Source organism: Isosphaeraceae bacterium EP7, from assembly GCA_038400315.1.
In the GTDB taxonomy this organism is placed as follows: Bacteria; Planctomycetota; Planctomycetia; order Isosphaerales; family Isosphaeraceae; genus EP7.
In genome coordinates this window covers 6,320,910-6,343,633 of sequence record CP151667.1, presented here as the reverse complement: position 1 = coordinate 6,343,633, position 22,724 = coordinate 6,320,910, and the positions used below count along the sequence as shown (strand labels likewise).

The 22,724-nt window shown below is 67.2% G+C and carries 19 protein-coding genes; 13 read left to right on the top strand and 6 right to left on the bottom strand.

The genetic code is table 11. From position 1 onward, the window contains the following. The first annotated feature begins 61 nt into the window (after positions 1–61). From EP7_RS25055 to EP7_RS25035, 5 genes are all read left to right on the top strand, one after another. A complete protein-coding gene (locus EP7_RS25055) occupies positions 62–1,729 on the top strand; it encodes a M28 family metallopeptidase (RefSeq protein ID WP_463524971.1) in 1,668 nt (555 codons plus the stop codon). 137 nt (positions 1,730–1,866) lie between these two features. Further along, positions 1,867–2,121, top strand: coding sequence for a hypothetical protein (locus EP7_RS25050; RefSeq protein ID WP_463524970.1), 255 nt, complete (start codon positions 1,867–1,869; stop codon positions 2,119–2,121). A 48-nt stretch (positions 2,122–2,169) separates the two neighbouring features. Continuing rightward, positions 2,170–4,083: a M1 family metallopeptidase gene (locus EP7_RS25045; RefSeq protein WP_463524969.1), complete on the top strand. Its 1,914-nt coding sequence runs from the start codon at positions 2,170–2,172 to the stop codon at positions 4,081–4,083. Between the two features lie 95 nt (positions 4,084–4,178). Then, positions 4,179–5,222, top strand: a complete 1,044-nt coding sequence (locus EP7_RS25040) for a methionine synthase (RefSeq protein ID WP_463524968.1) — start codon at positions 4,179–4,181, stop codon at positions 5,220–5,222. A gap of 492 nt (positions 5,223–5,714) precedes the next feature. After that, on the top strand, positions 5,715–6,044 hold the full coding sequence (locus EP7_RS25035) for a hypothetical protein (RefSeq protein ID WP_463524967.1): 330 nt from the start codon (positions 5,715–5,717) through the stop codon (positions 6,042–6,044). Position 6,045: 1 nt separating this feature from the next. On the opposite strand, the gene EP7_RS25030 is transcribed toward EP7_RS25035, so the two are convergent. After that, positions 6,046–7,152, bottom strand: a complete 1,107-nt coding sequence (locus EP7_RS25030) for a Fic family protein (protein WP_463524966.1) — start codon at positions 7,150–7,152, stop codon at positions 6,046–6,048. 90 nt (positions 7,153–7,242) lie between these two features. Between EP7_RS25030 and EP7_RS25025 the strand changes: the two genes are divergently transcribed. The 3 genes from EP7_RS25025 (at position 7,243) to EP7_RS25015 (ending at position 12,121) form a co-directional block, all read left to right on the top strand. Further along, a complete protein-coding gene (locus EP7_RS25025; RefSeq protein WP_463524964.1) occupies positions 7,243–8,097 on the top strand; it encodes an MBL fold metallo-hydrolase in 855 nt (284 codons plus the stop codon). A 3-nt stretch (positions 8,098–8,100) separates the two neighbouring features. Further along, positions 8,101–9,630, top strand: coding sequence for a xylulokinase (xylB, locus tag EP7_RS25020; RefSeq protein ID WP_463524963.1), 1,530 nt, complete (start codon positions 8,101–8,103; stop codon positions 9,628–9,630). Between the two features lie 238 nt (positions 9,631–9,868). Then, the gene (locus EP7_RS25015) at positions 9,869–12,121 is read left to right on the top strand and encodes a KUP/HAK/KT family potassium transporter (RefSeq protein ID WP_463524962.1); all 2,253 of its coding nucleotides are present in this window, start codon (positions 9,869–9,871) and stop codon (positions 12,119–12,121) included. Positions 12,122–12,185: 64 nt separating this feature from the next. Here the strand turns inward: EP7_RS25015 and EP7_RS25010 are convergent, their stop codons facing one another. Then, entirely contained in the window at positions 12,186–12,728 is a 543-nt protein-coding gene (locus tag EP7_RS25010; RefSeq protein ID WP_463524961.1) for a cysteine hydrolase family protein, read from the bottom strand. A 173-nt stretch (positions 12,729–12,901) separates the two neighbouring features. Here EP7_RS25010 and EP7_RS25005 point away from each other — a divergent pair, with 173 nt between their 5' ends. Next, on the top strand, positions 12,902–14,941 hold the full coding sequence (locus tag EP7_RS25005) for an ArnT family glycosyltransferase (RefSeq protein ID WP_463524959.1): 2,040 nt from the start codon (positions 12,902–12,904) through the stop codon (positions 14,939–14,941). 12 nt (positions 14,942–14,953) lie between these two features. On the opposite strand, the gene EP7_RS25000 is transcribed toward EP7_RS25005, so the two are convergent. After that, positions 14,954–15,850: an AraC family transcriptional regulator gene (locus EP7_RS25000; protein WP_463524958.1), complete on the bottom strand. Its 897-nt coding sequence runs from the start codon at positions 15,848–15,850 to the stop codon at positions 14,954–14,956. Positions 15,851–16,063: 213 nt separating this feature from the next. On the opposite strand from EP7_RS25000, the gene EP7_RS24995 reads away from it, so the two are divergent. Continuing rightward, positions 16,064–16,813: an SDR family oxidoreductase gene (locus tag EP7_RS24995; RefSeq protein ID WP_463524956.1), complete on the top strand. Its 750-nt coding sequence runs from the start codon at positions 16,064–16,066 to the stop codon at positions 16,811–16,813. On the opposite strand, the gene EP7_RS24990 is transcribed toward EP7_RS24995, so the two are convergent. Genes EP7_RS24990 through EP7_RS24980 form a run of 3 tightly spaced genes read right to left on the bottom strand, consistent with a single transcriptional unit; the run spans position 16,814 to position 19,666 of the window. After that, positions 16,814–17,923 (bottom strand): MlaD family protein, encoded by a 1,110-nt coding sequence (locus tag EP7_RS24990; protein WP_463524954.1) that lies wholly within the window; start codon positions 17,921–17,923, stop codon positions 16,814–16,816. Between the two features lie 43 nt (positions 17,924–17,966). After that, positions 17,967–18,830 (bottom strand): ABC transporter ATP-binding protein, encoded by an 864-nt coding sequence (locus EP7_RS24985; protein WP_463524953.1) that lies wholly within the window; start codon positions 18,828–18,830, stop codon positions 17,967–17,969. Further along, positions 18,827–19,666: an MlaE family ABC transporter permease gene (locus EP7_RS24980; RefSeq protein WP_463524952.1), complete on the bottom strand. Its 840-nt coding sequence runs from the start codon at positions 19,664–19,666 to the stop codon at positions 18,827–18,829. The genes EP7_RS24985 and EP7_RS24980 overlap by 4 nt, the downstream gene beginning before the upstream one ends. A 237-nt stretch (positions 19,667–19,903) precedes the next feature. On the opposite strand from EP7_RS24980, the gene ruvA reads away from it, so the two are divergent. The 3 genes from ruvA to EP7_RS24965 are packed head-to-tail and all read left to right on the top strand — an operon-like array spanning position 19,904 to position 22,688. After that, positions 19,904–20,566: a Holliday junction branch migration protein RuvA gene (ruvA, locus tag EP7_RS24975; RefSeq protein ID WP_463524951.1), complete on the top strand. Its 663-nt coding sequence runs from the start codon at positions 19,904–19,906 to the stop codon at positions 20,564–20,566. Between the two features lie 38 nt (positions 20,567–20,604). Continuing rightward, positions 20,605–21,726, top strand: a complete 1,122-nt coding sequence (locus EP7_RS24970; RefSeq protein ID WP_463524949.1) for a zinc ribbon domain-containing protein — start codon at positions 20,605–20,607, stop codon at positions 21,724–21,726. After that, a complete protein-coding gene (locus EP7_RS24965) occupies positions 21,723–22,688 on the top strand; it encodes a hypothetical protein (protein ID WP_463524948.1) in 966 nt (321 codons plus the stop codon). The genes EP7_RS24970 and EP7_RS24965 overlap by 4 nt, the downstream gene beginning before the upstream one ends. Positions 22,689–22,724: the final 36 nt, after the last annotated feature.

Here is a 22,724-nt window from a genome sequence, read left to right as displayed (position 1 = left end):
TCATGACGGCTCGAACCTCCCGGCTTTCGACGGGGAGGCAATCTCTGCGGGAGCGACCCCGATGTGTCAGGCGTTGACTGCGGCCCTGGTTCTGATTCTGGCCTGGCAAGGAGGGGGGGCTTGCGCGGGCGAGGTCAGTCCCGAGGCGGTGCTCGGGCATATCAAGGCGCTCGCCTCGGATGACTTCGAAGGGCGAGGGCCGGCGACGCCAGGCGAGGACAAAACCGTCGACTACCTGGTCGGCCAGCTGAGGGGGATGGGGCTGGCGCCTGGGAACCCGGACGGGAGCTATGTGCAGGAGGTACCGCTTGTCGGGTTCAAGGTCAAGGCGTCGTCGGGCTCGTTCGACGTGGGCGGGACGAAGGTCGAGCTGAAGACCAGCGACGACTGGGTCGCGACCTCCAGGCGCAAGGCCGATCGGGTGACGGTGGAGAACTCCGACGTCGTCTTCGTCGGCTACGGCGTGGTGGCCCCTGAGTATGGCTGGGACGACTACAAGGGGCTCGACGTCCGCGGCAAGACGATCGTGATGCTGGTGAATGACCCGCCCGTGCCCGACCCGGCCGACCCTTCGAAGCTCGACCCCGCCTTCTTCAAGGGGCGGGCCATGACATATTACGGGCGTTGGACTTACAAGTACGAGATCGCCAGCGAGAAGGGGGCCGCCGCCGCGATCCTGATCCACGAGACCGTCCCGGCCGGTTACCCTTACTCGGTGGTCATCGGCAGCTGGACGGGCGAGGGCTTCGACATCCCGGCCGCCGACGGCAACGCCGGTCGCGTCGCGGTCGAGTCCTGGATCGCCCTGGAGACGGCGCAGAAGCTCCTCAAAGCGAGCGGCCAAGACCTCGCCACGCTGAAAGAAGCCGCCCGCCGCCCCGACTTCAAGCCCGTGCCGCTGGGTGCCAGGGCCAACTTCGAGGTGACCAAGGTCGACCGCGAGGTGAAGTCGAGGAACGTGATCGGTCGGCTGCAAGGTTCGGACCCGAAGCTGGCCGACGAGCACGTCGTGTACACGGCCCACTGGGACCACCTGGGCCGGGACACGACGCTGAAGGGCGACCAGATCTTCAACGGGGCGGCGGACAACGCCTCGGGAGTGGCGGGCGTGCTGGAGATCGCCCGCACGTTCAGCCCCGAGGCCGCCCGGCCCAGACGCTCGCTCCTGTTCCTGTTCGTGACGGCCGAAGAGAAAGGCCTGCTCGGCTCGAAGTTTTACGCGGGTCATCCGCTCTATCCGCTGGAGACGACGGCGGCCGTGGTCAACCTGGACGTCATCAATCTCTGGGGCAAGACCGAGGACGTGATCAGCATCGGCGCGGGGCTGTCGAGCCTGGACGAGGTGCTGGCCGACGCCGCAAAGGCGCAGGGACGGGCGATTAGCCCCGACGAGGACCCTGAGAAGGGGTATTACTACCGTTCCGACCACTTCGAGTTCGCCAAGCAGGGGGTGCCGGCGCTCGACCCCAAGTCGGGCACTCGCTACGTGGGCAGGCCGTCCGACTACGGCAAGATGACCCGAGACCGGTACACGCAGGTGGACTATCACAAGGTGACCGACGAGGTGAAGCCCGACTGGGACCTGGCCGGGGCCGCGCAGGACATGGACCTGTTCGCCGCCGTGGGCCGAGCGGTGGCCGACGCCCCCGAGCTGCCGACCTGGAAGCCGGGCAGCGAGTTCAAGGCCCGCCGCGAGGCGATGCTCAAGGCCAGGGTCGCCCCGAAATGAATGTCGCCGGCGCTTGCCCGAGCCATTGGCCCCCGATAGAGTCGGGGCCAATCCGGCCCGGCGGCGGTCGGGCCTCGAGGAGGACTTTGCCTCCTTCGATCCGGCGTTTGCAATAAGGCCGAGCGAGTCGGTCTGAGATGACAACGACGAAACTGAATATGGTCTGGGCGAACAGGCCGGACTCTAGACTCGCAGTGGCCGAAATCTGGGTCGGCAGAGAGCACCTATGGATTACCATTTTCATGGATGATCGTGATCGCCAACTGAAGATCGAACTGTTGCCCCCGCCCGGTGAGACAGTGGTCTATCTCGTCGAGCTATCGGCGGCGGAGCGACTGATCGAAACGGCCAAGCGTGACCTCTTGACAATGGCCAGTCAGTTGGGTCAGTAGATTTTGATCTATTGAATTTCTGCTGGTCTTCCGGGAATCAGAAGTTGCATGAAAACCTCCATGTCGAACCACCTGAAACGGAGCCGCCGCGCGGTGGCCTCCCTCGTCCTGGCCGGGGCCGCTTTCATGAACGCCTGCACGCCGGGCCTCGCCGCCGACTCGAAGCGCGACCCGCACTCGTACGGCAATCCCGACCAGATCCGGGTCACGAATGTTGATCTCGACCTGGAGGTCGACTTCGAGCGCAAGGCGATCCTGGGGAGCGCCGTCCTGACGGTGGCCCGCGAGGCCGGCTGCCCTGTAGACGCCAAGCTGGTGCTCGACACGAGGGCGCTGGAGATTGCCTCCGTCGAGTGGGCCCCGACGGTCGGAGGGCCGTTCAAGGGGGTGAAGTTCGAGTTGGGCAAGGCCGACCCGATCCTGGGGGCTCCCCTGGCGATTGACGTGCCCAGCGACGCGGGCGCCGTGCGGGTGACGTACAAGACGACGCCGGGTGCGACGGCCCTGCAATGGCTCGACCCGGTGCAGACGGCTGGCGGCGAGAATCCGTTCCTGTTCACGCAGTCGCAGGCGATCCACGCGCGTTCATGGATCCCGGTGCAGGACTCGCCAGGCGTCCGCCTGACGTACACGGCCAGCATTCGGGTGCCGAAGGGGCTGACGGCGGTGATGTCGGCCGACCATCTGCCCGCGGGCGACGTGCCCGAGGTCTTCCGGTTCGCCATGCCGCAGCCGATCCCCGCGTACCTCATCGCGCTGGGGGTGGGCGATCTGGCCTTCCGCCAGCTCGGCCCGCGCACGGGGGTGTATGCCGAGCCGTCGCTGGTGGACCGCGCCGCGTTCGAGTTCGCCGATACGGAGACGATGGTGAAGGTGGCCGAGGATCGCTACGGCCCTTATCGCTGGGGCCGGTACGACCTGCTCGTCCTGCCGCCGAGCTTCCCGTATGGCGGCATGGAAAACCCCAAACTCACGTTCGCCACCCCCACGATCCTGGCCGGCGACCGCAGCCTGGTCTCGCTGGTGGCGCACGAGCTGGCGCACTCGTGGTCGGGCAACCTGGTGACCAATGCCACCTGGCGCGACTTCTGGCTCAATGAGGGGTTCACCACCTACATCGAAGGCCGGATCATCGAGGATGTCTTCGGCGCCGACCGCGCCCGGATGGACGACGTCCTGGGCCTGGCCAAGCTGAAGGCCGAGGTGAAGGAGCTGAAGCCCGCCGACCAGATCCTTCACATCGACCTGGCCGGCCGCGACCCCGACGAGGGGGTGACGGGCATCCCATATGAGAAGGGGGCCCTCTTCCTGAAGACGCTCGAAGAGACGTTCGGCCGAGAGAAGTTCGATGCGTTCATCAAAGGCTACTTCGACAAGTTCGCCTTCCGCAGCCTGACGACCGCCGAGTTCCGCGACCACCTGGAGAAGACCTTGCTGGCGTCGGACCCGAAGCTCGCCGAGTCGATCGACGTGGACGGCTGGATCGAGAAGCCCGGCCTCGACGAGAAATACACCGTGCCGACCTCGCCCCGGCTCGCCGCGGTCGACCGGGCCGTGAAAGGTTATGTGGATGGGTCGATGCCTCTGGCCAGGATCGAAACGGCCGACTGGTCGACCCAGGAATGGCTGGGCTTCCTGCGGGGCCTGCCGCGCGACCTCTCTCCCGAGAAGATGGCCGACCTCGATGCCGCCTTCAAGCTGACCGACCGGGGCAACTCGGAGATCGCCGCCGAGTGGCTCCAGATGGCCATCCGCGCCAAATACAAGCCGGCCGACGCGAAGCTCGAGGCGTTCCTCGCGGTCGTCGGCCGTCGCAAATACCTGATGCCGCTGTACTCGGAGCTGAAGAAGACCCCCGAAGGTCTGGCCCGCGCCCGGGCGATCTACGCGAAGGCCAGGCGTGGCTATCACCCGATCGCCGTCGAGTCGGTCGACAAGCTGATCGGGCGCCCCGAGTCCTGATCCGGGAAAACGGGGACAGATACCTGCGCCTTGCTCCGGAGTCAGTCCCCGTTTTCCCTCGCCACCCGAACCAAACCCGCTTGGACGGACGAGCCATGCACCGACCGCAAGATCCGCCTCTGCCGGCCACCGTCATCGGCAGCTGGTCGTTCCCCGGCTGGTACGAGAAGTTCATCACCGACGTCTCGGCCGAGCCCGACCAGTTCGGCAAGCTCGACCGCGAGGAGGCCGTGCGCGACGCGGTCCGCCTGGCCGTCGACGATCAGATCCGCGCGGGGCTCGACCGGATCACCGACGGCGAGATGCAACGGATCGACTTCAACCTCGGCTTTTATGACTATCTGGAAGGGCTGGACCCCCTGCCGAGGGCCCGCCTCTGGGGTGCCCCGGCGCACGACCAGCGCAGCAAGTACCGCTGCGTCGCCGCGATCACGGCCCCTCGCGGCCTGGGCACGGTCGAGGAATATCGCCGGTTCCGCACGATCACCGACGCCCCGGCCAAGGTCCCCGTCCCGGGCCCGTTCACCCTGGCCGGCTGCATCGGCGGGGGCGACGTCTACGCCGATCGCAGTGCCGTCACCGAGGCCCTGATCCCGATCGTCAACGCCGAGCTGCGGGCCCTGGTCGCGGCCGGCGTCGACATGATCCAGCTCGACGAGCCGAGCTTCTCCTGCCACCCCGACGACCCCGAGCGGTTCCTGGACGTGGTGGCCCGCACCGTCGAGGGGGTCGACGCCTACATCAGCATGCACATGTGCTTCGGCAACTACCGGGCAAGGGCCGTCGCCCACCGCTCCTACGCCCCGCTCTTCCCGCACATCGGCCGGGCCCGCGTGGACCAGCTGGCCTTCGAGTTCGCCAGCCGCGAGATGGCCGAGGTCGAGCTGCTCGCCGACCTGCCCGAGACCATGGACGTGGCCGTCGGCCTCGTCGACGTCAAGAACACCTGGGTCGAGCCCGCCGACCTTGTCGCCGAGCGGATTCGCCTGGTCTTGAAGCACCTCGACGCATCGAGGGTTTCCGTGACCCCCGATTGCGGGTTCTCGCAGACGGCCCGCCACATCGCGGTCGCCAAGTCGAAGGCGTTGGCGGACGGGGCGAGGATTATGCGGCAGGAACTCGGCGGGGCGTCCGCATGACTGCGAGGTGGACTAGCAAGGTGGGTCATGGTTGATATTATCGCACGTTAAATTATAAATTCATGACATGTGCATTTGGTGTGTTGTTGGTCCTCATCCTGCTCGCCCATCATCTCACCCCGCCCAGGAGGCCGGGTGCACCTGGGATATCCCGTTCCGACCGCATCGCCTGGAGTTGTTTTTTCCTCGGTCTGTTCTTGTTCTGCGTGGTCCTCGATCTATTCTTTATTTCCACACCTTCGCATGAAGGAGTGCGGCCGGAGCCCTTGCAGGTGGAGTTCCTTCGGAAGCGTAAGACCTTCTGGCTTGGTATGGCCGCCATCTCGATCACTCTGGGCGGCCCGCTTGTAGCGTTCTTCGTGACTCGACTCCGTAAGAAACCTGCCGCGAAGTCGGAGGACTTGAACGATTTCGCGTCGATGAATTGAGATTCCTCACAAGTTCGAGGGTTCGGCGAGTCTGACGTGAGCCGGATGATCGCGGAGGCCTCTCATGGGTTGTTTCCCGCTCTATCTGTCCTGCGTGTTGCTCGCATTGCTCCTTACAAGACTCTGGAAGCCCGGCGCGTCGTCGAAACCTCTGAGCGATCGGATCGCCTGGAGTTTTTTCGTTCTGGGTGTCTCGCTGATGTTCTTCATGGTCATCGTCGCGGCTGCGGGGGAAGATGCGTCGTTTCGGACCTGGGAGACCATCCGGCTCCATAGGAATCTCCTGCTCGCCGCCTCGGCGTTCGCCGTCGTTGGCCCATTGGTGGTCTTCGTGCGGGGCAGGCGTGGCGGGAAGCGGAAACCAGAGTCGTTGGACAGGGACGATCTTGCGTAGCTTACATCGAATCTGTTTCGACAAGTGAATACGCCGTCCCGCGGCCGACACCTTCCTGAGCAAGAATGTGGCGGCCCATCAGGTCGACGATGTCACGATGCGCCGTGTCCTGCGAGCATTTGCCTAGCTTCGCCCATTTGGAAGACGTGAGTTTGCCGTCAAACCCATCGAGCAGAAGGTTGATGATCTTGCGCTGGCGGTCGTTGAAGGGTTGCTCGGAATGGGCCTCCCAGAACCGGGCTTTTGTCAGCACCGCCGTCAACGTCTGCTCTGCGCCGACGAGCGAGCGGTCGAGACAGGCCAGGAACCAGTCGAGCCAGAGGGTGATGTCGAGGGGGCCGTTCTGGGTCTGTTCGAGGATCTCGTAATAGGCCTTGCGCTCGAGCTGGATCTGGGCCGACATGCTGTAGAATCGCTGGGGGCTGCGGTCGGAGCGGGCGAGGGCCAGGTCGGCGATGGCGCGGGCGATCCGGCCGTTGCCGTCGTCGAAGGGGTGGATGGTCACGAACCAGAGATGCGCGATCGCGGCCTTGATGACCGGATCGATGGCGGTTTCGGCGTTGAAGTTGTCGAGGAAGTGCGTCATCTCGGCTTCGAGACGACCGGCCTCCGGCGCCTGAAAGTGGACCCGTTCCTTGCCGATCGGTCCCGAGACGACCTGCATCGGGCCGTTGGCGTCGTCCCTCCAGGAGCCGACGACGATCCGGCCCAGGCCGCTACGGCCGGTCGGGAACAGGGCGGCATGCCAGTTGTAGAGACGTTCGGCGGAGAGTGGGGCCTGGCTGTTCTGGGCGGCGTCGAGCATCATCTCGACGACCCCTTCGACGCGCCGATCGGCGGGGAGAAGGCCGCCGATGTCGATCCCCAGTCGACGCGCGATCGACGACCGGACTTGCTCGGGTTCGAGGATGTCACCCTCGATCTCGCTCGATCGCAGGACGTTCTCGGTGAGTGTGGCAAGCTCGGCCTCGCCGCGCAGGCGGAAGCCGAGGCCTTCCATACGGCCGACGAGCCTCCCCTGGCGGTGCCGCAGAGAGGCAAGGCGATCGGTGATCGACGCGGCGTCCCAGATGAAATGAGGCCAGTCGGGGTGCTCGTGAATCCACACGACTTTTTCTCCGCATGTTGTGCGGAGAGAATACGCGATTTGCTCCGCACGGGCAATCCAAAGGGCGGCGAGTCCAGGGGGTGTTATCCGATGCTCATTCAGCCCGTTCGCAAAGGGGCCGAACTCGTCGAGGAGATCGCCGGGGCCAGTCCCGAGGCCGGCTCGCTGATCGTCTGGTGGCTAGGGCAGAGCGGGTTCGTCATCAAGTCTCGGACGGGCCTGCTGGTCATCGACCCTTATCTGTCCGAGCACCTGACGACCAAATATGCCGAAACCGACAAGCCGCATGTGCGGATGACCGAGGCCCCGCTTCGGGGGCATGATCTGGCCGGGGTGGACCTTATTCTGGCGAGCCACAAGCATTCGGACCATCTGGACCCGGGGACGATGCCGGGGTTGATGGCGGCGTCTCCGGGGGCGTTGCTGGGGCTGCCGGCGAGCCTGCTGGAGCATGCGGCGGGGATGGGCCTGGATGCGGGACGGCTGCTGGGGCTGGACGCGGGGGAGTCGGTGGAGGTGGCGGGGTTCCGGGTCCGGGCCCTGGCTTCGGCGCACGAGGGGCTCGACACGGATGCGGCGGGGCGTCATCTTTACCTGGGGTTCGTGATCGAGGCCGACGGGATCAGGGTCTACCACAGCGGCGACGGGCTCGTTTACGACGGGCTCGTCGGGGCGCTGGGGCCGGGGGCGTTCGACGCGATGTTCCTGCCGATCAACGGCCGGGACCCGGCGCGGGGCGTGCCGGGGAACATGTCGTCGGCCGAGGCGCTGGCATTGGCGGCCGCGGTGCGGCCCCGGTTCGTCGTGCCTCATCATTATGAAATGTTCACATTCAACACGGCCTCCGTCGAGGAGTTCGGGCAACTGGCCCGGGCGCTGCCGGCGGGGGTGACGGCCCGGGCGTTGCGCTGCGGCGAGGCCTGGGTGCTGACCGGGGAGGGTTAGGTCTTGGCCGTCACGCTCGGGATCGACATCGGCACGTCGGGGACCAAGACCATCGCCGTCGACGCCAAGGGGGCGATCCTCGCCTCGGCGTCGGCCGAATATCCGTGCAGCCACCCCAGGGCGGGGTGGTCGGAGCAGGAGCCCGAGCTCTGGTGGAAGGCGACCGCGGACACGGTCAGCCGGGTGATGTCGGGCGCGGGCCTGAAGCCGTCCGACGTCGCGGGCATCGGCCTCAGCGGGCAGATGCACGGTTCGGTCTTCCTGGATGAAGCGGGCGAGGTCATCCGGCCGGCCCTGCTCTGGAACGACCAGCGCACGGCCGCCGAGTGCGACGAGATCGAGGCCGCCGCCGGGGGCAGGGCGGGGCTGGTCAAGCTCGTCGCCAACCGGGCGCTGACCGGGTTCACCGCGCCCAAGCTGCTCTGGGTGCGCAGGCACGAGCCGGCCAACTGGGACCGGGTGCGGCAGGTGTTGCTGCCCAAGGATTACATCCGCTATCGACTGACGGGGACTTATGCGACCGAGGTGAGCGACGCCTCGGGGACGCTCCTCTTCGACGTGGCCAACCGCCGCTGGAGCCGCAAGCTGGCGGGCCTGCTCCAGATCGACATGTCGCTTTTGCCCACCTGTTACGAGAGCCAGGAAATCTCGGGGAAGGTCGGAGCTGAGGGCGCGAGGGCCTGCGGGCTGGCCGTGGGCACGCCGGTCGTGGGCGGGGGCGGAGACCAGCCGGCCGGCGCGATCGGCAACGGGATCGTGCGCCCTGGGGTGGTCTCGGCGACGATGGGGACCTCGGGCGTGGTGTTCGCCCATTCCAAGGAGGCCGCGATCGACCCCGAGGGGCGGGTGCAGAGCGGCTGTCATGCGGTGCCGGGCGCCTGGGTGGCGATGGGCGTCGTGCTGGCCGCCGGCGGCAGCTTCCAGTGGTTCCGCAACCAGCTGGGCCAGGTCGAGGTGGAACAGGCCAAGGCCCTGGGCGTCGACCCTTATGCGCTGCTGACCGACGAGGCCGCGCAGGTGGGACCTGGATCGGAAGGCCTGATCTTCCTGCCCTACCTGACCGGCGAGCGGGCGCCTCACTCCGACCCGGATGCCAAGGGGGCCTGGGTGGGCCTGACCGTGCGGCATGGCCGGCCGCACCTCATCCGCAGCGTGATCGAGGGGGCGACTTACGCCATGCGCGACTGCCTGGAGGTGATCCGCGAGAGCGGGGCGCCAATCGACGAGATCAGGGTCTCCGGCGGCGGTGCCCGCAGCCCATTTTGGAGGCAGGTGCAGGCTGACATCTACGGCCAGGACGTGCAGACGGTCAACGCCACCGAAGGGCCCGCCTTCGGCGTCGCGCTGCTGGCCCACGTCGGTGTCGGCACGTTCTCCAACGTGCCCGAGGCCTGCGACGCGACCATCAGGGCGGTCGACCGGGCGACGGTGCAGCCCGAGGCCAAGGCCTATTACGACCGTGGCTACGCCGCTTACCGGGCGCTCTACCCGGCGCTTCAGGCCAGCTTCAAGACGCTCTCCACGCTCGCCTGAGTGGGCCGTGATGCCGCGGGCACGTCCGTTGCATCAATCGCCGCCCGGACCCCGACGCCGTCCCCAACTTCGTCGCCGCCGTGATCGGCCCGCCCGAACGGCTGGCGGCGGGTCTGGATCGGGCCTTCGGAGCGGGGCGGGCGGTCGATCACCCCTATCCCGCGACCGGTCCGGAAGTTAAGTTGGTGGGGCCCCCGCCCGGATAGCCTATCGATCGAGCCCCCGTGGAGCGAGCTTCGTGGATCCGGCCGAGAAACGCAGACCCGAGTCGCATCAGCCCTCGCATGGCAGCAGCAGTCTTTTCACTCGCATGCGCGAGGCCACCGGCACCGTCTATGGTGACATCGGCACGTCGGTGCTCTACACCATCATGGAGATCACGCGTGAGACCGTCCGGCTCAAGCGGGGCATCCACCACGAGGCGGAGATGGTCCCCGTCCTGGAGCACGGGGGGGCCGACCTGCTCAACGCACGCGAGATCCTCGGCGGCTTCAGCCTGGTGCTCTGGGCGCTCCTCTTCCTGACGGTGAAGTACGACCTGCTCATCATGCGGGCCGACAACCGGGGCGAGGGGGGGACGTTCGCCCTCTGGGGGCTGCTGAAGGGCTACTCGGGCAAGATCGTCGGCATCTCGATGCTGGGCTATCTGGTCGTCGCCGCGGCGGGCCTGCTCGCGGCCGACGGCGTGATCACGCCGCCGATCAGCATGCTGGGGGCGTATGAGCCGCTGGGCGAGACGACGGCGGTCTGGGCCACCCTGGTCAGCCTGTTCATCCTGTTCAAGGCGCAGTGGCGCGGGACGAGCAAGGTCGGCGGCCTCTTCGGCTGGTTCATGATGCTCATCTGGTTCCCCTGGATCGCCCTGAAGGGGCTTCCCTGGGCGTTCCGCCACCCCGAGGTCTTCCGCGCGATCGACCCCCGGTACGCGTACGACTTCTTGGCCCAGTTCCCCAGCCTGGGGGCCTTCGTCATCCTGGGCGTCGTGGTGCTGGCCATCACCGGCGGTGAGGCCAAGTACGCCGACATCGGCCACTTCGCCCGCAGAGGCGAGGGCGAGGTGCTCGAGGGCAAGAGCGTCCTCGCGGCCGACTCGGGCCGACGCCCGGTCATGTTCTCCTGGTTCTACCTGGTCCTGCCCGCGCTCATCTGCAACTACGCGGGGCAGGTGGGGTACATGCTCGAGAAGGGCGTGCCCCCCCGGGCCAACACGTTCTACGCCCTGACGCCGCAGACGGGTAACCCGCTGGTCGACCGCGTGATCCTGGGGGCAGACCTCGTCATCTCGGCCATCGCGGCGTTCATCGCCTCGCAGGCGTTGATCACGGGGATGTTCTCGATCGTCAAGCAGGCGATCGCGCTGGGCTTCTGCCCCCGGTTCGACGTCAAATTCACCAGCCGCGAGGCCGAGGGCCAGGTTTACATCCCGGCCATCAACTGGTCGATGTTCCTCGGCTGCGTGGCCATCACCCTGATCTTCCGCACCGCGGGCAATTTGGCAGCGGCCTACGGGATCGCGGTCACCGGCACGATGGGCATCACCACGCTGGCCTTCGGCTATGTGGCGCACTTCCGATGGGGATGGTCGATCGCAAAGGCCCTGGCCGTCTGCGTGCCGATCATGGCGGTGGACCTGACCTTCTTCTTCAGCAACCTGCTGAAATTCATCCACGGCGGCTACGTGCCGGTGGGCATCGCCGTCGTGCTGGTGACGATCATGCTCACCTGGCAGTGGGGCCGCGGAGAGATCGCCCGCGCTTACTTCGCCTTCGGCGTGCAGGGGGGCAAGCGGGTCTCCTGGCTGGTGGCCTTGCGCGACAAGCTCGACGAGATCCAGCTGTCGATCCTCGAGAACCTCCCCCAGGCCCGCCTGCTGGTCCAGGGTCGCCGGCGGGTGGTCGAGACCGACCGCGCCTTCGTCTTCCTCTGCTCCAGGCCCATCCGCACCCTCGACGAGTTCCTGCCGGTCTCGCTGCGAATCTTCCTGAAGAAGTACGGCGTGCTGCCGGCGCATATCACCCTCTTCCACGTCCACCAGGTCTCGGTGGCCGAGGCCCAGGGGAACGATCTCTTCGAGATCATCAACCTGGGGCGTAACATCATCTCGATCTCGGGCACGTACGGATACATGCAGCATCCCGACGTCCGGGGGGCCCTGGTGGAGCTGCAACGCCGCGGCCAGATCGATATCCCGTCGAATCGCTGGATCATCGTCATCGGCGAGGAAGACATCATCCTCGGCGATGACATCCGGGGCCTGCACTGGCTCAGGCTCCAGCTCTTCCGCTTCAGCCTGCGCCTGTCGACCCCCGCGCATCGCTTCTTCGGCCTGGGCTACGACGCGGCCATCTCCAAGGAGCTGATCCCCGTCGAGTTCACCAAGGCCGGCGTGCGGGTCACGCTCCCCGAACTCGAAATCCTCGACGACGAGCGGGCTCCCGCCCCGCCCACCCCCGACTTCCACCCGCCCAAGATCGAAGTCCTCGGGTCCTGAACGCATGGAGTCTCCCCTCGAACTCGGGCCCAGGTCGGGCCCGAGTTCGAGGCTGGCTCGTGCCTCACAGCCGCCCGATCCACTCCGACGTCGGAAGCACCTCGCTCAGGAGCATCTGCTGGGCGCACAGGATCGACCGCTGCAACTCCTCGGCCGTCACGGAGCCGGCGGCGTTGGACAGCGGAAGTGTGCCGGTCGCGTCGCTCAAGAACTCCACGGTCAGGCCCCGATGCACGGCCTGTCTCGCGGTGGTGTCGCAGCACATGTGCGTCATGTATCCGGCGATGGTCACCGTGGTAATCCCACGCTCGCGGAGCCAGGCCTCCAGGTTGGTGCCGGTGAAGCTGCCCGGCATCGTCTTCTCGATCAGGGCATCCCTGGGCCTGCCGGCCACCTCCTTGTGCAACTCCCAGCCGTGGGTTCCCCTCTGAAAGAAGGGCTTGTCGGGCTGCGGGAAGTGGTGCTGGATGACGACCGTCGGGATCTTCCCCCGGGCGGCGTCCATCACTTCGAGGATCCGGTCGAGGTGGCCCGCCGGATGGGTGATCGGCAGTGCGCCGTCGAAGTATTCGTTCTGTACGTCGATCACGAGCAATGCGCGGCTCATCTTCGGCCCTCGGCCCATGGTTCCTGCCCGAAATCCCGCGAGACGGCCGCCGATTCTACCGCGAGCCGATCCCCGTCGCGTGAACCAGCGGATCGACAATCAGGGGCCGCCCGGCGATCATGGGGGACCGTCGCCATGCCGGCACGCTCCTCCGACGATTGCAGGAAACACCGATGGCCCGACGTCCCCCTTCGCAGCGATCCGCCCCGAACCCGGCCCCGGTCGAGCCCCCGCCTCCCTCGGTTTCGGTTGCAACCCGACCGCCGTTCTGGACGAAGGGGCGGACCGCGGGCGCGGTGGCGTTCCTGCTCATCGCCCAGTGGTGCCTGGCGGTCCTGAGCCTGGTCCGCGAGAACCCGACGATCGACGAGGTCATCCACCTGCCGGCGGGGATCAGCTACTGGCAGACCGGGACGTTCAAGCTCTATCACCACAACCCGCCGCTGGTGAAGATGCTCGCCGCCTGGCCTGTTTCCGGGCGAGACGCGACGACGGAGGAGCTCTATCGGTCGCCGGCATGGACGTCGGAGCTGCCCAACAAGGCGGAGTTCGCCCACGAGTTCGCCCGGTTGCGTGCGGCCGATTATTTCGAGCTATTCACCAAGGCCAGGCTGGTGATGCCCACGTTCGCCCTCATCGGCGGACTTGCCGTGTTCGCCTGGTCGGCCCGGCTGTTCGGGCCCGCCGGTGGCCTGCTCAGTCTCGCCCTCTGGTGCACCTGCCCGAACGTGCTGGCCCACTCGCGGCTGATCACCACCGACGTCGCCGCGACCTCGCTGGGTGTCGCCGCCACGTACCTGTTCTGGTCATCGCTGAGGCGGCCGAGCTGGTGGGCCGCCCTCGGCCTGGGCGCGGTCCTGGGCCTGGCGCAACTGACCAAGTTCAGCCTGGTCGTCCTCTACGCCCTCTGGCCCCTCATCTGGGCGATCGACGTCTGGGCGAAGGGAAGGGGAGCCGGGCTCGGTCGCAGCATCGCCGGCGCCGCCGGCCGCGGCCTGGTCATCGTCTCGGTCAGCGTGCTCGTCATTAACCTCGGCTATGAGTTCGAAGGCTCCTTCACGCCGCTGGGCAATTACCAGTTCGTCAGCGCACCGCTCACCCGGGAGCGGGAGGCCGACCTTGTGCTCCCCCCTTACAGGGCCGACCTGCTAGTCAAGCTGCGTTCCTATCGCGTCAACCGATTCAGGGGCACCTGGCTCGGCTCGATCCCCGTCCCGCTCCCGGCGCACTACCTGCTGGGGTTCGACAACCAGAAGCTCGAGGCCGACGGCGTCCCGCTTCACATCCTCAACGCGGAGCCGCCGCCGGTGCGGGCTGGCGAGATCCGCGGCTATCCTGTCTACCTGGACGGCAGCCTCAGGAGCCAGGGTTGGCGCACCTATTACCTCTGGGCACTGGCCTACAAGACGCCCGACGCCACGATCCTTCTGGCCGCCCTGGCGCTCGTCGCCGCCGCCACTTCGCGCCGGGCCCGGGCGTCGCTGGGCGACGAGCTGAGCCTGGTCGTCGTCCCGGCCGCCACGTTCGCCGCGATCAGCTTCGGCACCGACATCAACATCGGCCTGCGCTACATCCTGCCCATCTTTCCCTATGCCTACATCGCCCTGGGCCGGATCGCCCCCTGGGCCTCGGGCTTCGCCGGGGTGGGGGCCAGGAGGGTCGCTTGCGGCGCGGTCGCCGGGCTCGTCGCGCTTGCGGCGGCGGGCAGCCTCTCGGTCCACCCGCACTACCTGGCCTACTTCAACGTGGCCAGCGGCGGCCCCGCCAACGGCTCCTCGCACCTCATCGACAGCAACATCGACTGGGGCCAGGACCTGATCAACCTCCGCGCCTGGCTGCGCGAGAACGACGTCAAGGAGCCCGTCGGGATCGCCTACTTCGGCCAGATTCATCCGAATATGTTCGCGTTGCGGGGCGACTCGTTCCCCTGGTTCCTGCCGACCGCCAAGCCCAGGGGCCTGGACGGCTCGCCCGCCGGGACGCCCGTCGACGGCCCGAAACCCGGCCTCTACGCCGTGAGCGTGTCGCTGGTCCATGGCCTTCCCTGGAGGGTCTACGCCCCCGGCCGGTTCGCCCCCTACCCCGCCTTCGCCGACGCCTTCGGCTACTTCCGCGAGCTGAAGCCCATCGCCCAGATTGGCTATTCCATCAACCTCTACCGCCTCGATCAGGCCGACGCCGACCGCCTCGCCCGCCACTGGCAGGCCCGTTAATCGGTGGGCAGGTTACAGCCGTGATGCGGTCCGGATTGAGGCCAGATCGAGCCGCGGGGGCTGGCCGAACAGGCGGCGGTATTCGCGGCTGAATTGCGAGGGGCTTTCGTAGCCCACGCGGTATCCGGCCGTCGCCGCGTCCAGCCCCTCGCCGAGCATCAGGCGTCGGGCTTCCTGGAGCCGGAGTTGCTTCTGGTATTGGAGCGGGCTCATCGCCGTCACGGCCTTGAACTGGTGGTGGAGCGACGACGGGCTCATCCTCGCCTCGCGTGCGAGGATGTCGATGCGGAAGGGCTCCGCGAAGTGGCCTTTGAGCCACTGTATGGCCCGCACGATTCGCCTCGCCTGGCCGTCCACCGCGGTGATCTGGCGCAGCCGAGGACCCTGCTCGCCCACCAGCAGCCGGTAGGTGATCTCGCGCAGGACCAGCGGCGCCAATATCCCGACGTCCCCCGGGCTATCGAGGAGGTCGAGCAGCCGCACGACCGCGTCCAGCAGCGTAGGCCCCACCGGACTGACGGCCAGTCCTCGATTCTTCGGCGGGCCCGCCGGTCGCGCCAGTCCGGCGTCCGCGGCCAGTTCCCCGACCTGCCCGGCATCGAGATTGATCCTGAGGGCCAGGTAGGGAGATTGCGGAGAGGCCTCGATGACCTGGCTGGCGACCGGCAGGTCGACGGACGCGAGCAGGAAATGCGCAGGGTCGTAGATGTAGATCTCGTCGGCCAGGATGACCCGCTTCCGGCCTTGCGCGATCAGGCAGAGGGACGGCTCGTAGACGATCTGGATCGGCTCGTTCGGGGCCGAGAGCCGGAACAGGTCAAGCCCCCCGATCGCGGTCGGATGCTCACCATCCACGCCGGTATGCCGCTCGATCAGCTCGGCCAGCTCTTCGACGGTCCGTCCGCTCATCCGCTCGCCCCTTCGTTCGTCCTCGGTCGCTTCGTTCCCTCAGTGTACGCAGCCCGCGGAGTCGCCGTCCGGAGAAATCCGGCGGCTTATGCACGATCGTGCAAGGATCGGCGAGGATCGGGATAGCGCATCGTGGCCTGAACGCCCTAGAATCCGACCGGTCGTGCGGCGATCGGTCGCATCTGCTCGATGTCATCCCGAGAGGATCCGGCAATGTCTGAATGGAACACCAAGGTCGACGGAAAGGTCGTCGTCATCACCGGGGCCAGCAGCGGGATCGGCGAGGCGATGGCCCGGCTGCTGGCCGCGAATGGCGCGAAGGTGGTACTCGGGGCGAGGCGCGGCGATCGTCTGGAATCGATCGTCGGCGAGATCCGGGCATCGGGCGGGCAGGCCCTGGCCCATGCCGTCGACGTGACCAAGCATGACGAGGTGAAAGGCCTGGTTGCCGCGGCCGTCTCGCACTTCGGCCGGATCGACGTGATGATCAACAACGCGGGATATATGCCGCTGTCGCCGCTGGCGGCCGACAAGGTGGACGAGTGGGACCGGACCATCGACGTCAATGTGAAGGGTGTGCTCTACGGCATCTCGGCCGCCTTGCCGCATTTCCTGGCCCAGCAAAGCGGGCACATGATCAGCGTGTCATCGGTCGCAGGGCACCATGTCTTCCCCGGCGCCGCTGTCTATTGCGGGACGAAGTTCGCGGTCCGTGCGATCGCGGAGGGGTTCCGGATGGAGGCCGGCCCGAACATCCGCAGCACCATCATCAGCCCCGGCGCGGTGGAATCCGAGCTGAGCAGCCACATCACCGACGCCCCGACCGCCGAGATGGTCAAGGCGTTCACCTCGATCGCGATCCCAGCGGAGGCGATCGCCCAGGCCGTTCTCTACGCGATCCGGCAACCTGCGTCGGTCGCCGTCAATGAGATCCTGGTCAGGCCCACCGCCCAGTCGCTCTGATCACTGACGCTGCAAGGCCCCTCGGGTCATGGCCGAGGGGTCTCGCGCCAGCTTCTCGGCGAAGGTGCGGAAGGAGTTCACCACGGGCTTGGCCCCATTGATGACCTCGTTGGCGGTCGCCGCCATCCGGTTCAGGTTGTCGAACAGCTCGGGGTGGGTCAGCATTCGCTGGAGGGTGCCGTTGGTGTTCAGGCCGTTCTTGCCGTCGTTGAGCGTGTGGGTCAGCAGGCCCACGTCGCTGGCGATCCGGTTGAGGCGTTGCACGGTCTGGCCGGCGCCGGTCTGGGGGACGGTGGTCGCGGGGGCGCCCAGGTCGCGGAGCAGGGGGCGGACCTCGGCCAGGCCCAGCTCCAGCTCGGAGGTGACCTTGTTCATCCGGTTGATGGCCGACTTGGCGTTGGCCTGGGTGGACGGGTCGAGCACCGCGTTGACCTTCTCCACCGCCTGCCGCAGGTTCGCCACGGCCGGCTTGATGTCGGCCTCGTTGTCGCGCACCACGCGGTCGATGTCCTCGGCCAGGGTCATCATCTTGCGCCCGGTGGTCCCCCAGGTGTCGAGGAACTCGCCCAGGCTGCCGGCCTTCTTGGAGATGTCGGCGATCCCGCTGGCCGCCGCGTCGATGGCGGCCAGGGTGTTGCCCGCCTTCTGGAACGCCTCGGTCGCCGCCTGAAGCGCCTTCGACGGGTCGGGGGTGATCTCCCCCTCCAGGGTCGGCGGCGGGTTGTGACTCTTGAAGGTCTGGAGCAGCTCGGGTCCGGGTCCGGGGATCATGTCGATCGAGACGTCGCCGATCAGCGATCGCGTGATCCTGGGCCTCGACCCCGCCTTCAGCTTGTATTTGCGCTCGAGCTGGATCGTCACCAGCACGCCGTCCGGCTGGCCCTCGCGCTCGTCGAAGGTGACGGCCGTGACCTCGCCGACGCGGATCCCGCTCTTTCGCACGGGGACGCCCTCGGCCACGCCGGGGGCCTCGACATAGCGTGCGGTGACGAAGACATGGTCGCGGAGCAGCGAGGGGCTCTCGCCGAACCAGACCAGGAGCATCGACAGGACCAGGCCCGCCACGATGACGAACATGCCGATCCGGAACTGCATGACCCGCTCGTTCATGGCTGACCTCGTCTGGGCGGCATCGTCGCGTCGTGTGTGGCCGTCATACGTCGGGCCCCGAGTCCGAGTCGTCGCCGGCGCCGGAGTCGGGCGTCGCGTTGGCCTCGCGCTGCTGCTGCGACATCTCGCGCAGCCGCTCGCCGGCCTCGCCCCGCACGAACTGGCGGACGCGGGGGTCGGGGTGGTCGTGCAGCAGGTCCGGCGGCCCGTCGAAGAGGACCTGCGAATCCTTGGGCCCCAGCCTGCGGATCGGGTAGAGCATCACCACGCGGTCGGCCACCTTCGTCACCGTCGTCATGTCGTGGGTGACGACGATGCCGGTGACCCCCTTGGTGTCGTGCGTCTGCATGATGAGCTGGTTGATCACGTCGCTCATGATCGGGTCGAGGCCGGTGGTCGGCTCGTCGTAGAGCATCACCTCGGGGTCGAGCGCCAGGGCGCGGGCCAGGCCGACCCGTTTGCGCTGGCCGCCGGACAGCTCCGCGGGCTTCTTGTGCTCGACGCCGGCGGGCAGGCCCACCTCGTGCAGTCGCTCGGCGACCACCTTGCGGATCGTCTCTGGGTCGTACAGGTTGTGCTGCCGGGGGCCGAAGGCGACGTTGTCGAAGATCGTCAGGCTGTCGAACAGGGCGGCCATCTGGAACAGGAAGCCGAACCGCAGCCGGGTGCGCGTCAGCTCCTGCTCGCTCATCTTCGACAGCTCCTTGCCGTCGAACTTGACCGTCCCGCTCGTCGGCGTCAGCAGTCCGATCATCAGCTTCAGCAGCACGGTCTTGCCGCAGCCGCTCTCGCCGATGACGCAGAGGGTCTCGCCCAGCCTGACGTTCAACGTCAGGTCGCGCAGGACCGTCTGCTGGCGGAACCGCATCGTGATCCGGTCCAGCTCGATGATCGGGTCGGCACTCATAGCAGCCCCGACGAGTCTGGCCAGATTGCGTAATACACCGAGTTCCAGAGGATCCCCAGCGCGAAGTCCAGCGCCAGGATCGCGATGAACGAATAGACGAACGCCTCGGTCGCCGCCTTGCCCACCCCCTCGGCACCCGCCTTGGAGTTGAACCCGCGGTGGCAGCTGATCATCGCGATCGCCGCGCCGAAGAAGAAGCTCTTGAAGATGCCGGCGAACAGGTCGAGCGCGCCAACATAATTGCGCGAGTGATACCAGTAGAAGTAGGAGTCGACCCCCAGGATCTTCGTGCTCACCACCGCCCCGCCGATGACGCCCATGAAGTCGGCCATCAGGGTCAGCAGCGGGATCAGGAGCACGCAGGCCAGGAACCGGGGGACGACCAGGTGGTGGATCGGGTTGGTGCCCAGGGCCTCCAGCGCGTCGATCTGCTCGGTGACGCGCATCGTCCCCAGCTCGGCCGACATGCTCGATCCCACGCGGCCGGCCAGCATCGTCGCCGCCAGCACCGGGCCCAGCTCCTTGACCAGCGAGATATTGATCACCGAGCCCAGCCGGGTGGCCAGGCCCATCATGGCGAACTGGCTGTGCGCCTGAGAGGCCAGCACCATACCGATGAACGTGCCGGTGATCGCCACCACCGGGAAGCTCATCACGCCGATGGCGTAGAAGTTCGGCACCAGCACCGACCACCGGACCCGCCGGCGGAAAGTCCAGGCCAGCGTCGTCGCCGAGAACTGGGCGACATCGCCCACGTCTGCGACGATGTCGAAGAATCGCTCGCCCAGCCGATGGACCGGGGTATGGCCGTGGTGCGACGTCGGGGCAACGGCCATGCGTTCGACGCTCCTCCCGAGCTTGGATCCGTGGCGACGAGCCCGCCAGGGGCCTCGTCCGTCCGGTCCAGCACCCATCCCTAGGGCCTCCCTGCATTCTGCACGCCTGCCAGGAAAACACAAGGTCAGCTCAAACCGCCGAACCCCCTTGCCGCAAACCCCGATGCGCGGCAAACTCTCTGTACAAAATCACAGGCGAGCCCCAACTCTAGGGGCGCACGCCCACGGAGGCCCACGTTGATTTCCCAGGTCCGAGGCATCGTCCGTTCCGTCGGCGTGGAAGAGCTCGTCCTCGAGGTCGACCCCTACGAGCTCGAGATCCTCATCCCCGAGCACGCCCGCAGGGCGCTCCAGGGGCAGGTTGGCGAGAAGATCGCGCTCCACACGATCTTCTATATCGAGGGCAACGCCGTCGGTCGGATGACCCCCAGGCTCGTCGGCTTCCTCACCACGATCGAGCGCGAGTTCTTCGAGATCTTCTGCTCGGTCGACGGCGTCGGCGTGCGCAAAGCCTTGCGTGCCATGGTCCGGCCCGTCCGCGAGCTGGCCCGCGCCATCCAGGATCAGGAGGTCAAGACCTTGGCCACCTATCCGGGGATCGGCGAGGCCACCGCCGAGCGGATCGTCGCCAAGCTCCGCCGCAAGGTCGGCAAGTTCGCCCTGATGGTCGCGCAGCCCGGCTCCCCCAACGAGCCTGCCGCCGCTTCCCAGGCTAACGGCGTCGTGGAGAACGCCCAGGCCGACGTCATCCGCGACACCTTCGCGGCGCTCATGTCCGTCGGCCACAACGAAAGTCAGGCCCGCCAGGCGATCGATCGTGTCCTGATGGGCAAGAAAAAGTACAAGAGCGTGGCCGAGATGATCGATGCCATCTATCTGCAGGATCGCAACGAACGCTGAACGATCGGACCCGGACCCCGACGAGGCCCGCCCGACCCATGCCGCCCGGCCCTCACCTCACCCACGGCACCCCGCCGGCCGAGACCGCCGCCGAGCCCCCGCGCGCCCGGCTCTGCCCCAACTGCTCCGCACCCCTCGAACGAGGCGCGGTCTTCTGTCCCAACTGCGGCCAGGCCCTCGATAACGCCGTTGATTCCGAGGTGGACGGGGCCCTGCCCCTTGAGCCCGCCGAGACCAAGGCCGACTCAGGAACCGTCTTCACCTGCGAGAATTGCGGCGCCTCGGTCCGCTGCGATCCTGATTCGCGGACTGCGACCTGTCCCTTCTGCGACTCCCCCTACGTCGTCGACCGGCCCCCCGACCGCACCGGCCGCCAGGCCCCCGAGTTCGTGCTCGGCTTCGAGATCGACCGCAACCGCGCCGAGGCGATCTATCGCCGATGGATCGGTGGCCGCGCCCTGTTCCGGCCGGGGGATCTGGGCAGGGCCGCGCTCGCCGACGGGCTGCGCGGCATCTACCTGCCGTTCTGGTCGTTCAGCGTCCGGGCAAGCTCACGATGGCGGGCGAATATCGGCGAATTCTGGTATCGCACCGAGACTTACACCACCCGCGATTCCAACGGCCGGACCGTGACCCGCACCCGCCAGGTCCGCGAGATCGAGTGGGGGCCTCTCGATGGCGAGCATCAGGATTATTACAGCCTCTACCTCGTCAGTGCCTCCAAAGGGTTGCCGCAGCAAGACTTCGATCAGGTCCTGCCCTATCGGCTTGATGCCCTCCGACGTTATGCCCCGCGCTACCTGGCCGGCTGGCTGAGCGAGGAATATTCGGTTGACCGCGACGAGGCCCTCGCCCGCAGCCAGGACGAGACCCGTCGCCGCGAGCAGGAGGCCATCGCCGCCCTGTTGCCGGGGGACACCCACACGGACCTCGGCGTCGAGACCGACTTTTCCGAGGCCGATTCCGACCTGATCCTCCTGCCCATCTACTTGCGCAGCTATCGCTACGGCGGGACGCTCTATCGGGTGATCATCAATGGCCAGACGGGCAAGATCGTCGGCCAGGAACCGCTCTCGATCCCTCGGGTCACGGTCGCGGTGACCCTCATCCTGGCCATCTTCGCCGCCGCTTACGTCCTGGCGACCTGGGGGGCCCGATGAGCGTGGCCATCGAGCGTTGTTCGTCCTGCAACTCGATGGTCGACATCGAGGATCTCTTCTGCCCGACCTGCGGCCGGGAAGTTCCCGAGCCCATCGGGCGGGCCCTGAGCCGCATGCCCCTGGGAGTGAAGAACTTCGAGTGCCGAAACTGCGGCGCCACCATGAGCTACGACGCCGGGGCACGCGACCTGAAGTGCCCCTTCTGCGCATCGGTGGACCTCGTCGACGACGGGACCAAGGGGATCCTCGCCCCCGATTGCGTCCTCCCGTTCGCTCTCGACGTCGGCGATGCCGAGAAACGCCTGCGCGACTGGCTCGGGTCGAGCGTCTGGCATCCCGGCGACCTGAAGTCGGGGGCCCAGATCTTCGAGCTGCGTCGCGTGTATGTCCCGTTCTGGGTCGTCTCCACCGACTACTCCACTCGCTGGACCGCCGACACGAGCGATGTCGCCCCCGGCTCGCGGGCCTCCTGGGCACCGATCCGAGGCAATCAGGCGGGTCACTACGACGACCTCTGGGTTCCCGCCAGCGAGGCCGTCCCGCTCGACGAGCTGGACTCGATCGGCCCGTTCGATCTCGAGTCGGCCCTCCCTCCCGACAAGGCCGACCTGGAACACGCCACTATCGAGCAGTTCGCCCGAACTCGCCGCCAGGCCAGACCTTTGGTTCAGCGAAGGGTCGAGGATCTGGAGACCTGGGCCTCGGCTAAACGTGTCCCCGGCCAGGCGCGCAATGTCCGGGTCAATGTCGTGCTGAGCGGCACCACCTCGCGTGCCGCGCTTGCCCCCGTCTACATCCTGGCCTACCGCTACCGAAAGGCCTCGTACCGGTTCCTCGTCAACGGCCAGACCGGCCGCTCCGCCGGGACGTCCCCCGTCTCGGCCCCTCGCATCGCCGCTGCGGTCCTGGCCGTCATCGTCATCGTCGTGCTGCTCATCTGGGCCGCCTCTCAATCATCCTGAATCCGGCCCCTCGACATTTTTGGTGTTCGTCTGTAC